Source organism: Pseudoclavibacter sp. RFBJ3, assembly GCF_002931375.1.
Taxonomy (GTDB): domain Bacteria; phylum Actinomycetota; class Actinomycetes; order Actinomycetales; family Microbacteriaceae; genus Pseudoclavibacter.
The window spans coordinates 38,125-51,541 of the sequence record NZ_PSXZ01000004.1 but is presented as its reverse complement, the minus strand read 5'-3'; the positions used below and the strand labels follow the sequence as shown (position 1 = coordinate 51,541).

Sequence of the window (13,417 nt, the reverse complement as noted above, 5' to 3'; positions counted from 1 at the left end):
GCGGTGGCCGGCTTCTCCGCTCAGCGGTCCGCGTCTGCCGCTGCTGCTGACGGACGCAGGATCTCGGCCGCGGTCGCCAGGTGCTCGGCCCGCTTCTCCGGCTCCATCCGGTCGAGGAGCGCGACGGTCATCTGGGTGCGCGGGTTCCGCGCGAACACCGCACGATGGTCGTCCACGAAGGCCCAGTAGAGGGCGTCCCACCGAGCGGTCCAGTCGCCAGCGGGCAGGTCGGACATCTTGCGCAGGTAGTTGCTGCCGGAGACGTACGGCTTGGTCGTGATGTCCGCGCCCGCCGCGAACTGGCTCATCGCGTAGACGTTCGGCACCATCACCCAGTCGTACGCGTCGACGAACAGCTCCATGAACCAGCGGTAGACCTCGTCGGGGTGGATGCGCAGCAGCGACATGGCGTTGCCGAGCACCATGAGCCGCTCGATGTGGTGGGCGTAGCCGGTCTCGAGGACACGGGAGATGACGAGGTCGACCGGCTCGAGTCCTGTCGTGCCCTGCCACCAGCCGGGGGCCAGGCGCCCGTGATGCTCCAGGGCATTCGAGGTCCGCAGCTCTCGACCGCGAACCTGGTAGGTGGCCCGCATGTACTCGCGCCACCCGATGACCTGGCGGACGAAGCCCTCGAGGGAGGCGAGGGGTGTCTCCGTGTCGGCCGCATCGAGCGCGGCTTGGACGACTTGCCTCGGGTCCAGCAGGCCGATGTTCAGTGCCGGGGTCAGGAGCCCGTGGTTGAGGAAGGGATGCTCGCTCGAGATCGCATCCTCGTAGGGCCCGAAGTCGCGAAGCCGCTCCCGGACGAACTCCGCCAGGTGACGTTGGGCCTCGTCGGCGTCCGTCGGCCACACGAACGTCGTCGGGTCGCCAGGGGCATCGGGGAACTCGCTGCCGACCCACGCGATGGCCTCCTCGACGTCGGCGTTCCTAGGCTCGGCGCTGCCTGCCGCCGGCTCGTCCCCCAGGAGCGCGTCGAGGTCGAACGTCCCCTCCCGCTGCAGCACGGGATGCCCCTCGAAGCGCGCGACCTTCGGTGGCACATACCCGCGGGGCAGCTTCTTGCGGTTCTCGGCATCGAACGACCACCGCCCGCCGAGGGGCTCACCGTCCTCGTCGAGCAGGAGACCGAGTCGCCGTCGCTGCCAGATGTAGAAGGCGTGCATGCGAGCATCGTTGCCCGAGAACCACGTGTCGATTTCGGCTCGCCCAGTGAGGAAGTTGGGCGACTCGAGCTCGTCGTCGCCGCTCCATGTGTAGCCACCAGCTTCGAGCGCGCCGAGGAGGTCGCGCTCGAGCCAGTCGTCGACCACGTCGAACCACGTGACCCGGCGAGGCGCCTCGCGGCGGATGAGCTCGGCCAGCTGCCGCTTGGAAGGCAGCTCCTTGCTGCTCTCGAGGTACTCGACGGCGAAGCCGTGCCCGGTGAGCCTCTTCGCGAACCGCGCAAGGGAGGCCCGGTGGAGGACCAGCTTGTGCGAGTGGAATCGGTACTGGCGGAAGAGGAGCTCGTGCTCGATCAGCACGAAGCGGGTGCCGACCGGCGCTGCGAGGTGCTCCTCGAAGAGCTGGTTCGGGAACACCAGGCGCAGACTGCCGCCCTTCCTGGCCGGCTCAGGCAAGGGACTCGGCGACTGCCGCTGCCGCTCGCTGGCCGGCGACGAGCGCCCCTTGGATCGACCCCGTCTCGCGGTGGTCCCCGGTCACGACGACCCGCTCCCCCAGGAGCTGTGGCCCGCGATCCCGCAGGGGTGGCAGCTGGACCGGGAGCGTGTGCGGGATGACGTGGTGCGTGATCACCTCCCAATCCGCGGTGGAGGTCTTGTACAGGCGTGCGAGATCGCGGCGCACCTCCGCCTCGCTCGCCAGCCCGTCCAGGCGATCGAGCAGAGTCGTCGCCTGCACGAGGTGCGCTCCTGCTGGGGCGTAGGAGGGCGCGACCTCCGAGATGACTGCGGTGTTCCAGATGGGCCCAGCCGGTCCCCCGCCAGCACGCGAGGCGTCGAGCAGCAGGAAGGGGCCGGTTCGCGGCGTACCCGTCGCCCGGAACCACCAGGTCGTCAGCCCATGGGTCTCCGGCGCCTCCTGGCCTGTCACCGCGGGCAGTTCGTCGGGTGCCACCGCGACGATCGCTGCGCGAGCCAGGATGGTGCCGCGGTCCGTGGTCACCCTTACCCCGCCAGACGTCTCCTCGACGTCGCGCGCAACGGTGCCGAGCCGCACGGGTTCGTGGAGCCCCGCGGCCATCTGTGCCGGCAGCGCGCGCATGCCGTCTTTGGGGAGTCCCGGCGCGCCAAGGGCGAAGGAGCGAACGAGCTGCTTGACGTAGGCGGCAGACGAGGTGCCGCTGCTGTCGGCGAGGACGCCGGCGAGGAAGGTGTCGAGCAGGTCGGTGCGGAGGCGGCCGGTGAGCCCTGCATCGTCGAACGAGGCGCCGAGCTCCTGGTCGGTGCCCGCCTGTTCCGAGTCGGGTCTCAGCAGCGTCGGGCCGAGCCACCGGGCAAGCGCGACGAGATCGGAGAGCGGGGTGTGCGCGCTCAGCAGGGTGGGCAGCGCGTGCTGAGGGTGGCGGATCGGATGCGCGAGCGTCGTCGCCTTCTCGCCCGATCGCACGATCGCCCCGACGCCGAAGCTCTGCAGCTCGAGCGCCCCCAGGTCGACGCACTCCCTGAGTGCCGGGTAGGCGGGGTTGAGCACCTGGAAGCCCCGGTCGCAGAGGAACCCGTCGATGGCCTCGGTGCGGACTCGTCCGCCGACCTCGTCGTGCGTCTCCAGGACGACCACGCTCTGTCCACGAGACTCGAGGCTCTGCGCTGCCCGAAGGCCGGCGAGTCCGGCTCCGATGATGACGACGTCCGTGTCCATAAAACTCCGTTCGATGGCGTAGTGCGTCATTGTCCGTGAGCAACCCGGGCCGCCCCTGAGCGCTTCGGGCACTTTGAGCGATGAGGGCGCTTCGGGTTCCGTCAGGACTTCTGGCGCATGCTGGACGAGAATGGCGGCATGGATGGAGCTGACACGCACGCGGAACGCCTGGAGGCCCTGCGGTTGCTCGCTGCAGGGCGTGTCGAGAGCAGCGCGGCCGCCCTCGAGACGCTGGTGCATGATCGTGCGTCGCTCAACGATGACGACGAGCACGACCCAGATGGGGCGCCCCTCTCGGCGGAGTGGTCGAGGCTCGCAGGCCAGTCCGACGCCGCGAAGTCGGAGCTCCGGCAGATCGAAGCAGCACTGCTGCGCATCGAGGCGGGCACCTACGGTGTCTGCGTGACGTGCGGCAGGCGGATTCCGGACCAGCGACTGCGCGTGCGCCCGTTCGCCGAGCAGTGCGTGGCCTGCGCGGAGCGGTCGCTCCCGCGTCGCTGACCGAGGTCAGTAGGCGCTTCCGCGCTCCGTCCACCAGAGCCTGCAGGGCTGCGTCGACCCGCGACGAACGCCCAGGCAGGCTGGCAGGACCTGGGGCTCGCCCTCGCCGGCATCAGCGGCGTTCAGGAAGATCTCGCAGTCGCAGTAGGCGCCCATGCAGCCGAGTCGCTCGAGGAGCGCGGTTGCCCGCGGCGCCTGGCGCTCCTGGTACCACTTCGAGAACCGATGCGTTCCATCGCATCCGAACTCGTCGAGCTGGTCGGCGACGTAGCAGAGCACGCACTCCCCTGATCTCGGCGCAAGGAGCTCACCGGCGAGGCTCCGCACGAAGGACTCGGCTTCTCTGTCGATTCGTTGATCTGTCATGCCGACATCTTGGACCGGACCACCGACATTCTGACGGGCCACTCGCGGGGGTGGTGTGCGGGACGGCGCTCAGGACTCCCGAGACGAGAGGACGCAGAATTCGTTGCCCTCTGGGTCGCGCAGCACGACCCACGTGGTGTCCTCCCCCTGCCCCACGTCAGCTCGGCTGGCCCCGCGGGCGAGCAGCGCGTCGACGTGCGCCACCTGGCTCTCGTGCAACGGGGCGGCGAGGTCGATGTGCAGCCGGTTCTTAACCGTCCGCTCGTCCGCAACCGGCACGAAGACGAGTCCCGGCCCGACCTGCTCGAACGGCACCCCCGGGTTCTCCTCGTCGAGCCACTTGGGGATGACCGCGGCCTCGTTCTCGTCCTCGAAGCTCACCTGCCAGTCGAGCGTCTCCGCCCACCAGGCCGCAAGCGCACGGTGGTCGTGCGCGTCGACGACGGTCGAATACCAGCGAAGTCCCATGCGTGCCTCCTCAGACCGGCCCATCACGATCAGCCCATCCTGCTGGCCGGAGCTGGGTGCGAGCGGGATGCCATGGGGCCTCGATGGCGGGTCCAAGCAGTTTCAGAGAAGCGCGCAGCCCCGATGGGTCGTACGTTTGGTCCTGAACCACCGGTCAGGAACACGGAGAAGGAGCGCGCAATGGCGGAGAAGACGGCTGGACTGTCGAAGGACGAGCGGGACGCGGTCAAGCAGCGCGCCGCAGAGCTGCGCGCTGAGCAGAAGGCCGGGAAGAACCGCGCCGCGGGCGACGGTGCCATCCAGAAGGCCATCTCAGAGATGACGGACGAGGATCGAGTGCTCGCCGAGGGCGTCGATCGCATCGTGAAGGAGGTCGCCCCGCAGCTCATGCCGAAGACCTGGTACGGGTTCCCCGCCTACACGGACGCCGACGGCAAGGTCGTCGTGTTCTTCAAGGCGGCCTCGAAGTTCACGACGAGGTACGCGACGCTCGGGTTCGAGGAGGCAGCGCAGCTCGACGACGGCGACCTCTGGGTGACGTCGTTCGCGCTCATCAGCCTCACCCCCGAGACCGAGAAGACCATCGCGGACCACGTCCGCAAGGCCGCCGGCTGAACTGAGCCCCTCGAGGAGAGATGACGGGCAGACCCCTGCCGGCCCGGTGCGGTCAGCGCTTGGCCGACCTCCGGTAGCGGATGTGCGTCGACAGGGGCGAGTGCAGCACCTCGACGGGTTCGTAGTCGAACACCTCGACGCCGTCGAACATCCGCTCGCCGGAGCCGAGCAGCACTGGCGCGACGTCGAGCGTGAGCTCGTCGACAACCCCCGCGTTGAGCGCCTGTCGAACGGTGGAAGCGCCGCCGGCGATGTCGACGCCCTTGCCTCCAGCGGCCTCGACGGCCCTGGCGTAGGCCGCGTCGAAGCCGCCCGTGACGAAGTGGAAGCTCGTGCCGCCCTGCATCTCGATGGGGTCGCGTGCGTGGTGCGTGAGCACGAAGACCGGCGCGTGGTACGGCGGCTCGTCACCCCACCACCCGCGCCAATCCTCATCCCACTCGCCGCGAACGGGACCGAACATGTTCCGGCCCATGACATAGGCGCCGCGGGGACGCATGAGCCAGCCGGTCGCGACCTCGTCGGCGTCGGTCGCCCTCGGGTCGCCGATGTGCCAGCCGTGCAGCTCGTGCCCTCGTCGGCCGAGCGGATGCTCCGCGCTCTGCTCGGGGCCCGCGACGAAGCCGTCCAGGGAGATGGACATGTGGCAGGTGGTGTCGGACATCGGGAGTCCTTCCGTCGACGCGAGATCGGCCCGTGACCGCGACCCTACTCCCGGTCTCGTCGCCCTGTCACGCCCCGGAGCCCGCCGCGGCGATCAGCGTGTGCAGCGTGCTGCTGAGCAGCTCACCGTGCCGCTCGTCGAGCGTCTCGCCGGCCCTCAGGAGGCCGATGACGTACAGTCCGCTGATCGCTTCGGCACGCACGCGCTCGTCACGCACCTGCCCGAGCGAGCGCACCGCGTCGCTCGACACGTTCATGACGAGCCTCGGCCGCGTGGGTGGCGCCGTCGGTGCGCTGAGGAGGTCCGCCCAAGGGTCCGCATCCGCGTCGGCATCGGCCGGCTGACCCCGGTTCTGCTCGCTCGATGCGGCGACGAACAGGGACGGAGTGGATGCAGGGGCGAACTCCCGCAGGTCGAGATCGACCCCGAGCCGGTCGAGGATGATGCGCGCCTGCGGTCCGAATCCTCGAGCCGCAGCGTCGTCGTCACGCGGCTCCGGGAGCTCGTCGAGGAACGAGTGGGGCTCGAACGCCCGAACGCGCGCCGCGTGCCCACGACGCTCGCGCACCTTGCGCAGGATCTCGCTCCCGTACACGTAGGAGCCGTTCACCAGCAGCGCCTTCCTCGCGCGAAGCAGCGGCGCGAACGCCGTGAAGTCGGTCATCGAGGCGGTGTACTGCACGTCGTCCGAGATGCGCAGGATCTGGGCGAGGGTCATCGTGCCCTCGCTGGTCTCCCATGGCACGTGGCCGATCACGAGGTCGAGCATGTCGTCGTCCCCCGCCGCCATCGCGAGGATGCCCTTCGCGTGCACGTCCATGAATCGGTCGAAGCCGACCGGATCGCGCAGCGCGAAGTGCTCGATGCCCTGCCGGAGCTGCGTGCCGATCTGGGCCTTCACCTCGCCGATCGCGGACGAGTCCTGGAGGGACTCGCGGGATGCGGTCAGGGGCAGGTCGCCGCCCTCGACGGCGAGCCGCACGAAGTAGGCCCAGTTCGGAGCGAGCTGCACGTTGTCGTCGGCGACGAACATGCCGCGCGAGTAGACCGTGTCGCCGTGTCGGTTCCCGACCCGCCCCGGGCTGTCCGAGATGAAGGCGACGCCGACCACACCCGCGGTCGGGACGTCGACGGGGAGCACCGCGAGGGGCATGAACCCGAGCTCACGGCGACACCACTCGGCCGCCTCGAAGTCGGAGGTCCGCCACGGTGGCGTCCCGGTGCTGACGAGCTCTGGCGGCTGCCGGAGACTCGTGCGCAGCGAGATCGGGAGCTCAAGCAGGCTGGCGAAGCGCTCGGCGAGCAGACGCACCCGCACCGGGTCGACCCATTCTCGGTCGTCGGCGCGAGCCTGAACGCGCACCTCGGTGCCCGCATCCGGCAACGGAGTCTCCGCGGGTGTGATCGTGAACGTGCCGTCCGAGCTCCCAACCCAGCTCATCGTCGGCGCGTCCGCCGAGCGCGCGCTGCGCGAGCGCACCTCGATGCGATCCGCGATGAGGAAGCAGGAGAGCAGGCCGATGCCGAACTGGCCGAGGTACTGTCGGCGCACTCTGGTGAAGTCGCTGCGCTTGCTCGACGCGCCGATGGTGGCGAGCACCGACCGCATCTCCTCCTCGGTCAGCCCGATGCCATGGTCGCGGACCAGCACGGCCCCACCGTCCTCGACCTCGACCGCGATCTCCTGGGGCGCGGTCGGATCGAGCTCGCTTCTGGCTACGACCGCGTCCCTGGCGTTCTGGATGAGCTCGCGGAGGTACACGCGCGGACTCGAGTACAGGTGATGGGACAGGATGTCGACGATGCCGCGCAGGTCGACGCGGAAGCTCTCCCCGCTCATGCGGACGCCCCGAAGGAAGCGTCGCCCGCGAACCATCTCTCGCGCACCCAGGTGCTCCAGCGGTCATCGCCGTTTCGGGCATCCAGCCGGCGGGTGATGTCGGCGGCGAGCGCACGGAGGTCCGGCCCTCGAGGGTCGTCGGGGGCCGTGGCGAGCAGGGCGCTGCCGCACGCGGCGAAGATCATCAGGTCGCTCGGCGACTCGTCGACGTCCGCCAGCAGCGCGTCGATGAGCGGCCCAAGCTCGACGCCGGGTGCGGCTATCCCCTCGAGCAGCACCCATCCGGGCAGCGGACCGAACGCGTCCACGTCGCCGTCGACACTCTCGAGGATGCGGGCCAGCTCGGCCGAGGCTTCGGCTCTGTTCCCTGACCGAGCGTCCAGCCAGCACAGCCAGGCGGTCGCGGCGCGCACCTGCTCAGCGTCGCCGTCCGCGAGGATCCTTCTCGCGGTTGCCGCCGCGAACGCAGGCGCCGCGAACGCGGTGAGGCGGACGACTTCGAGGTCGACCGTGACCCGATCGAGCATGCGGCTCTCCGCTTCCAGCTGGGGTCCGAGTTGCTCGAGGGCGGCGCGCAGCGACGCCGTGTCGCCGCGGTGAGCCGCCACCTCCGCGCGTGCGAGGGTCAGATGGGCGGTGGGTCCCCCGGTGACCGCTCGGAGGCGCACCTCCGCCTCGATGAGCTCCTCGATCTCCGGCCACGTGACGTCGGGCGCGGCGACCGCCTGGTCGACGGTCACGGCGAAGAAGCGCTCGCCGATGGCCGCGATGGAGTCCTCGATCGCGTCCGAGTCGTTCCGAAGCTCCACCTGGGCCGCGCGGAAGTCGCGCACGAGCGTGGCGATGTCGCCCTGCTGACCGGCGCGCAGGCCATGCAGCAGCGGCACGCAGTACCGAGTGGTGGCGCACTTCAGCTGCTCCGAGCGCGCGGAGAGCGAGGCCGCGAGGGCGTCGGCGTCCTCGGAGGTCTCGGCCGAGAGAAGGTCCATCGTGGCGCCGAGGTGCGCGACGTAGCGGTGCTTGATGGAGATGGGCGGCTCGTCCATGCTGACCGAGGCGGTGCGCGGCAGCCAGCCGGACGCGAGGATCGTCTCCGCTCGTTCTTCCACGTCACCCCAGACGTCCTCGTCATCGAGCACCTCCGGTCGCGTGGGTGCGGGCAGGCCGGCCCACCAGAACTCGTCGAGTTCCCGCGAGTGCACGTCGGTTCCGCCGCGCCGGTCGAGCGAGGCCGCAGCCTCCTCGGCGAGCGCTCGCAGCAGTGCGCCCTCGTCCCCGGCCGGATCGGCGAGGATGCGGTTGCGCGCCGTGGCGGCGGTGGCCTCCCAGTCGCTCCCGTCGAGGTGCAGGTTGCGGAGGGTGTGGTCGACGGCCTCGAGCGCGGCCTCCGGACGCTCCTCGAGGACTGGGATGAGGAACTCCGCGACCCCGTCTCGCGCGAGTCGGGAGGCCCCGATCCCGGCGAGGAGCTGGTCGGCGATGAGGTTCGCATCGCTTCGACGGCCGGCGCGCACGTAGAAGGAGGCGAGCAGGATGAGGAGTGGCGTGGCGTTCTCCGCGTCGGAACGCGTGGCGTCGAACTGACCCGGGTCGATCTCGAGCATCCGCAGCCGCTGCTCGAGCGTCTCCGTCGCGCGCGGCAGATCGAAGCGCGCGACGAGCGGCAGCTCCATCTGGATGACGCCGGAGTCGTCCGGCCGCCACTCGACGCTGTTCTCGGATCGCCACCGTTGGATCCAGTCGAACGTCGCGTCGGCGTCTCCCCTGGCCGCGGAGACCACGGCGCGCGCCACGTAGACGCCCACGATGTCGGCACCGCGCTGTCGTATCTGCTGCTCGACGAGGTCGATGGCGCGGGCGATCTGCTCAAGCGACACCGCCGGGTCGTCGACGAGCGTCATGCTCGCGGTCGCGATGGAATTGAGCATGCGCCCGACGTTCTCGGGCGCGATGAGGTCGCCGTGGCGGTGGATGACCTGCATGAGCCGCACGTACGCATCGAGCGCTCGGACCGCGAGTCCCGCCTTGACGAGAGTCGTGTACTGGCCGAAGCGGGCGCTCGCGATGAGGTGGGGGAACTCGGCGCGCTCACAGTCCTCGATGAACTCGTCCCAGACCTCGAGCTTGCCCTCGTCCTCGGGAAGGTCCCAGATCGCGGAGCTGCGTTCGAAGAGAGCTTGGATGCGCTCGTGCTGCTCGGCGTCGAGCGTGGCGATCTCTGAGTACGCGATCATCTGGGCCTCCAAGCTGCGGTCTGCTTCCCGAGGTCACCGCACGCTTGGACGCTGGGGAAGGTGGCTGCCGGTCACCCTAGCGAATGCGCCTGCCCGAAATGGGCGTACTGTCAGGGCAGGAGCTGACTCTGGTTCCCCAATGATGGGATCCCATGTCGTCCGCTGTCGCCTCCACCCGTGCTCCGCTGCTCTCGCTCGGTGTCCTCGCCGACTCCTCGATGGAGAACGAACGCCGGCTCCCCCTCCACCCGCATCACCTCGATCGGATCGACGCGGACGTGCGGGCTCGCATGATCGTGGAGCGCGGCTACGGGGCCGACTTCCAGCTCGAGCCCGGCTACGTGGAATCGCGTGTCGGCAGGGTCGCCGAGCGAGCCGAAGTCCTCGCCTCCGCTGACGTGCTCCTGCTCCCCAAGCCGCAGGCTGCGGATGTCGCGGCGCTCACACCAGGGCGGGTGCTCTGGGGGTGGCCGCACTGCGTCCAGGACCCGGAGGTGACGCAGCTCGCCATCGACAGGAAGCTGACGCTGATCGCGTTCGAGGCGATGAACCACTGGACACCGCAGGGTGACATGAGCCTGCATGTGTTCCACAAGAACAACGAGCTCGCCGGTTACTGCTCGGTCATCCACGCGCTCAGCCTCATCGGGCTGACGGGTCTCTACGGCCCTCGCCTCAGGGCCGTGGTGATCGGCTTCGGTGCGACCGCTCGAGGCGCGGTGACGGCGCTCAACGCGCACGGCATCCACGACATCGAGGTGCTGACACAGCGCGGCGCGGCGGCCGTGGGCTCCCCCATCCACAACGCCCACATCACGCAGCTCAACACAGATGACGGGCCGACGCACCTGAGCACGGTCAGCACCGAGCAGGGCGATTGGCTGCTCCCCGACTTCCTGGCCACCTACGACATCGTCGTCAACTGCACGTTCCAGGATGTCGCCGCACCGTTGACCTACCTCCTCACGGAGAACCTCGCACGGTTCTCGACGGGGAGCCTCATCATCGACGTCTCCTGCGACGAGGGCATGGGGTTCGAGTGGGCACGGCCCACGACGTTCGAGCAGCCGATGTTCACGGTCGGGCAGGGCGTCAACTACTACGCCGTCGACCACAGCCCGTCCTACCTGTGGAACTCCGCGACCTGGGACATCAGCGAGGCCCTGCTCCCGTTCCTCCGCCCCGCTCTCGAAGGCCCGGAGGCGTGGGCTGAGAGTGCGACGCTCACCCGCGCGATCGAGATTCGGGACGGCGTGATCCAGAACCCGAGCATCCTGAGCTTCCAGGGGCGCGAGGCCGAGTACCCGCACCGCGTTGCCGCCGCCCAGGTGCCGCTCGCGTCCTGACGGAGCATGCCTGGAGTTTCCGTGACGTGCGAGCCGCGTCGTCACTCGGCAGGAAGCGAATCCCAGACTTCTCGCCATTTGGCGGCGAGGGTGTCGATCGTCTCGTGCGCGTTCAGCCCGCTGGGCTGCGGGACGACCCACAGGTCGACGTCCTCTGGCCAGCCACGCACGGTCCCCGCCTCCTGGCGTCCGAGCTTCGATTTCGGCAGGCCGAACGCGATGCGGAATGCGGTGATCCCGGCGACGGCGACAGCGTCGGGCCGCATCTCCTTCACTCGCTCGATGATTCGCTGCCCACCGTCGCGCAGCTCCGAGGGCGTCAGTTCGTCGGCACGCGCCGTGGCTCGGCCCACGAGGTTCGTGAGCGCGATGCCCCGCCGGAGCAGCTGCTGCTCGTCTGGCGCAGACAAGCCACGCGATGCGTCGACGGTGTGATCCGTGAAGCCGGCCCGGTGGAGCGATGGCCAGAATCGGTTGCCGGGTCGCGCGAAGGGGGCATTGACCGCGGCCGTCCACAGTCCCGGGTTGACGCCCACGATAAGCAAACGAACCGTCGCGAGGTCGACGGGGAGGATGTCGTCCATGGCGTGCTCATCGGGCGTCTGGAACTGTGCCAGCTCGGCGGTCACGGGCTTGCGTCCGCCGAGTGGGGACGCGCGACGCTCCCTGGCCGGGACCGACGAGGAAGTCGACGGGTCGATCTCGACTCCAGCCGCACGAGGCGGAGAAAGGGACGACATCTTCACGCCATCCGAGCCATGCGGAGTCACGGCGACAGGCATTCAGCGTCGACTGCGTCACCGTGCGCAGAGACACCGATCGACAGATCCGTCATGCGACCTTCAACGGTGTGATCGCGGCGACCTTGTCGCGCAGAGCCCTGCGCTCGAGCCGCAACTCGTAGTTCGACTGCAGGTTCATCCAGAACTCCTCCGACGTCCCGAAGTACCGCGCCAGTCGGATCGCTGTGTCGGCGGTGATGCCGCGTTTGCCGTGCACGATCTCGTTGATCCGACGCGGAGGCACACCGATGGACACCGCGAGCTTGTTCTGCGTGATGCCGAACCCCTCGATGAAGTCCTCCATCAGGATCTCCCCTGGGTGGATCGGCTCGATCACACCCGCGTCAGTGGTAGTCGATGAGTTCGACATCTTCCGCCCCTCCCTCTCTCCAGACGAAGCAGATACGCCACTGGGAGTTCACACGGATACTGTGTTGACCGCGTCGATCGCCAGCCAGCTTCTCCAGGCGGTTCCCCGGAGGGATCCTCAGATCTTCCGCATCTTTCGCCGCATGGATCAGCTCGAGCTTCCTCAGGGTTGCTCGTTGGACCGCCCGATCGACGCCCTTGACATACTGCTCGCGCCAGATGCGCTCGGTCTCCTTGCTCCCGAACGATCTGATCACGAGGTCAGCGTATAACGCAGAGCGTCAATAACGCTAGACGTTAAAGCGGAACTCCACGACGTCGCCGTCCTGCATGACGTACTCCTTGCCCTCCATGCGGGCCTTGCCCTTGGCGCGAGCCTCGGCGGTGGAGCCGGTCTCGACGAGGTCCTCGAACGAGATGACCTCGGCCTTGATGAAGCCGCGCTCGAAGTCGGTGTGGATGACGCCGGCCGCCGCTGGCGCCTTCCAGCCCTTGCGGATCGTCCACGCGCGCGACTCCTTGGGGCCGGCGGTGAGGTAGGTCTGCAGCCCGAGCGTGTCGAAGCCGATGCGGGCGAGCTGGCTGAGGCCCGACTCATCCTGACCGAGCGACGCGAGGAGCTCGGCGGCTTCCTCGGGGTCGAGGTCGATGAGCTCGGACTCGGTCTGCGCGTCGAGGAAGATCGCCTTCGCCGGAGCGACCAGCGCCGCGAGCTCAGCCAGCTTCTCCTCGCTGCTCAGCGCGGCCTCGTCGATGTTGAAGACGAAGATCATGGGCTTGGCCGTCAGCAGGCCGAGCTCCTTGATGGGCTCGAGGTCGATCTTGGTGGCCGAGAGCAGCGTGCCCTCATCGAGCGCCGCCTTCGCCTCGTTCGCCGCCTCGAGCACGGACGAGTCAAGACGCTTCTGCTTGACCTCCTTCTCGAAGCGCGGGAGCGCCTTCTCGATGGTCTGCAGGTCGGCGAGGATCAGCTCGGTGTTGATCGTCTCCATGTCGCTCGCGGGCTCGACCTTGCCGTCGACGTGCACGACGTCGCCGTCCTCGAAGCCGCGCACGACCTGCACGATCGCGTCAGCTTCGCGGATGTTCGCGAGGAACTGGTTGCCGAGCCCCTCGCCCTCGCTCGCGCCGCGCACGATGCCGGCGATGTCGACGAACGACACGGCGGCGGGCAGGATGCGCTCGGAGCCGAAGATCTCGGCGAGCACCTTCAGCCGTGCATCCGGCAGCTCGACGACCCCCACGTTGGGCTCGATCGTGGCGAACGGGTAGTTCGCCGCGAGAACCTGGTTCTTCGTGAGTGCGTTGAAAAGGGTCGATTTGCCGACGTTGGGCAGGCCGACGATGCCAAGAGTAAGAGCCAC

Annotated in this window: 14 protein-coding genes; 3 read left to right on the top strand and 11 right to left on the bottom strand. The window is 68.9% G+C overall.

Annotated elements, in window-relative coordinates; genetic code table 11:
• Positions 1-20: 20 nt before the first annotated feature.
• Both C5E07_RS04115 and C5E07_RS04110 read right to left on the bottom strand, forming a co-directional pair.
• A complete protein-coding gene (locus tag C5E07_RS04115) occupies positions 21-1,586 on the bottom strand; it encodes a cryptochrome/photolyase family protein (RefSeq protein ID WP_258063776.1) in 1,566 nt (521 codons plus the stop codon).
• A gap of 31 nt (positions 1,587-1,617) precedes the next feature.
• Entirely contained in the window at positions 1,618-2,868 is a 1,251-nt protein-coding gene (locus tag C5E07_RS04110) for an NAD(P)/FAD-dependent oxidoreductase (RefSeq protein WP_104298542.1), read from the bottom strand.
• Between the two features lie 138 nt (positions 2,869-3,006).
• Between C5E07_RS04110 and C5E07_RS04105 the strand changes: the two genes are divergently transcribed.
• Positions 3,007-3,369, top strand: a complete 363-nt coding sequence (locus C5E07_RS04105; protein WP_104298799.1) for a TraR/DksA C4-type zinc finger protein — start codon at positions 3,007-3,009, stop codon at positions 3,367-3,369.
• Between the two features lie 6 nt (positions 3,370-3,375).
• Here the strand turns inward: C5E07_RS04105 and C5E07_RS04100 are convergent, their stop codons facing one another.
• Both C5E07_RS04100 and C5E07_RS04095 read right to left on the bottom strand, forming a co-directional pair.
• Positions 3,376-3,735, bottom strand: coding sequence for a DUF2695 domain-containing protein (locus tag C5E07_RS04100; protein ID WP_104298541.1), 360 nt, complete (start codon positions 3,733-3,735; stop codon positions 3,376-3,378).
• A 69-nt stretch (positions 3,736-3,804) separates the two neighbouring features.
• Positions 3,805-4,203 (bottom strand): VOC family protein, encoded by a 399-nt coding sequence (locus C5E07_RS04095; protein WP_104241621.1) that lies wholly within the window; start codon positions 4,201-4,203, stop codon positions 3,805-3,807.
• 180 nt (positions 4,204-4,383) lie between these two features.
• Between C5E07_RS04095 and C5E07_RS04090 the strand changes: the two genes are divergently transcribed.
• A complete protein-coding gene (locus C5E07_RS04090) occupies positions 4,384-4,818 on the top strand; it encodes a hypothetical protein (RefSeq protein ID WP_104298540.1) in 435 nt (144 codons plus the stop codon).
• A gap of 52 nt (positions 4,819-4,870) precedes the next feature.
• Here the strand turns inward: C5E07_RS04090 and C5E07_RS04085 are convergent, their stop codons facing one another.
• From C5E07_RS04085 to C5E07_RS04075, 3 genes are all read right to left on the bottom strand, one after another.
• Positions 4,871-5,482, bottom strand: coding sequence for a dihydrofolate reductase family protein (locus C5E07_RS04085; protein ID WP_104298539.1), 612 nt, complete (start codon positions 5,480-5,482; stop codon positions 4,871-4,873).
• 67 nt (positions 5,483-5,549) lie between these two features.
• Entirely contained in the window at positions 5,550-7,322 is a 1,773-nt protein-coding gene (locus C5E07_RS04080; RefSeq protein WP_181057778.1) for an HSP90 family protein, read from the bottom strand.
• Complete coding sequence (locus tag C5E07_RS04075) at positions 7,319-9,556, bottom strand: hypothetical protein (protein ID WP_104298537.1); 2,238 nt, start codon at positions 9,554-9,556, stop codon at positions 7,319-7,321. The genes C5E07_RS04080 and C5E07_RS04075 overlap by 4 nt, the downstream gene beginning before the upstream one ends.
• A 152-nt stretch (positions 9,557-9,708) precedes the next feature.
• Between C5E07_RS04075 and C5E07_RS04070 the strand changes: the two genes are divergently transcribed.
• Positions 9,709-10,902, top strand: a complete 1,194-nt coding sequence (locus C5E07_RS04070) for a N(5)-(carboxyethyl)ornithine synthase (protein WP_104298536.1) — start codon at positions 9,709-9,711, stop codon at positions 10,900-10,902.
• Between the two features lie 41 nt (positions 10,903-10,943).
• Here the strand turns inward: C5E07_RS04070 and C5E07_RS04065 are convergent, their stop codons facing one another.
• The 4 genes from C5E07_RS04065 to ychF all read right to left on the bottom strand — a co-directional run bounded on the left by C5E07_RS04065 (position 10,944) and on the right by ychF (position 13,417).
• Positions 10,944-11,642 carry a mismatch-specific DNA-glycosylase gene (locus C5E07_RS04065; RefSeq protein WP_104298798.1) on the bottom strand — a complete coding sequence of 233 codons (699 nt, stop codon included), beginning with the start codon at positions 11,640-11,642 and terminating at the stop codon, positions 10,944-10,946.
• 91 nt (positions 11,643-11,733) lie between these two features.
• Positions 11,734-12,054, bottom strand: a complete 321-nt coding sequence (locus C5E07_RS04060; RefSeq protein ID WP_104298535.1) for a HigA family addiction module antitoxin — start codon at positions 12,052-12,054, stop codon at positions 11,734-11,736.
• Positions 12,029-12,310 carry a type II toxin-antitoxin system RelE/ParE family toxin gene (locus C5E07_RS04055; protein ID WP_104241628.1) on the bottom strand — a complete coding sequence of 94 codons (282 nt, stop codon included), beginning with the start codon at positions 12,308-12,310 and terminating at the stop codon, positions 12,029-12,031. The genes C5E07_RS04060 and C5E07_RS04055 overlap by 26 nt, the downstream gene beginning before the upstream one ends.
• Before the next feature lie 33 nt (positions 12,311-12,343).
• Positions 12,344-13,417 carry a redox-regulated ATPase YchF gene (gene ychF, locus C5E07_RS04050; RefSeq protein ID WP_104242123.1) on the bottom strand — a complete coding sequence of 358 codons (1,074 nt, stop codon included), beginning with the start codon at positions 13,415-13,417 and terminating at the stop codon, positions 12,344-12,346.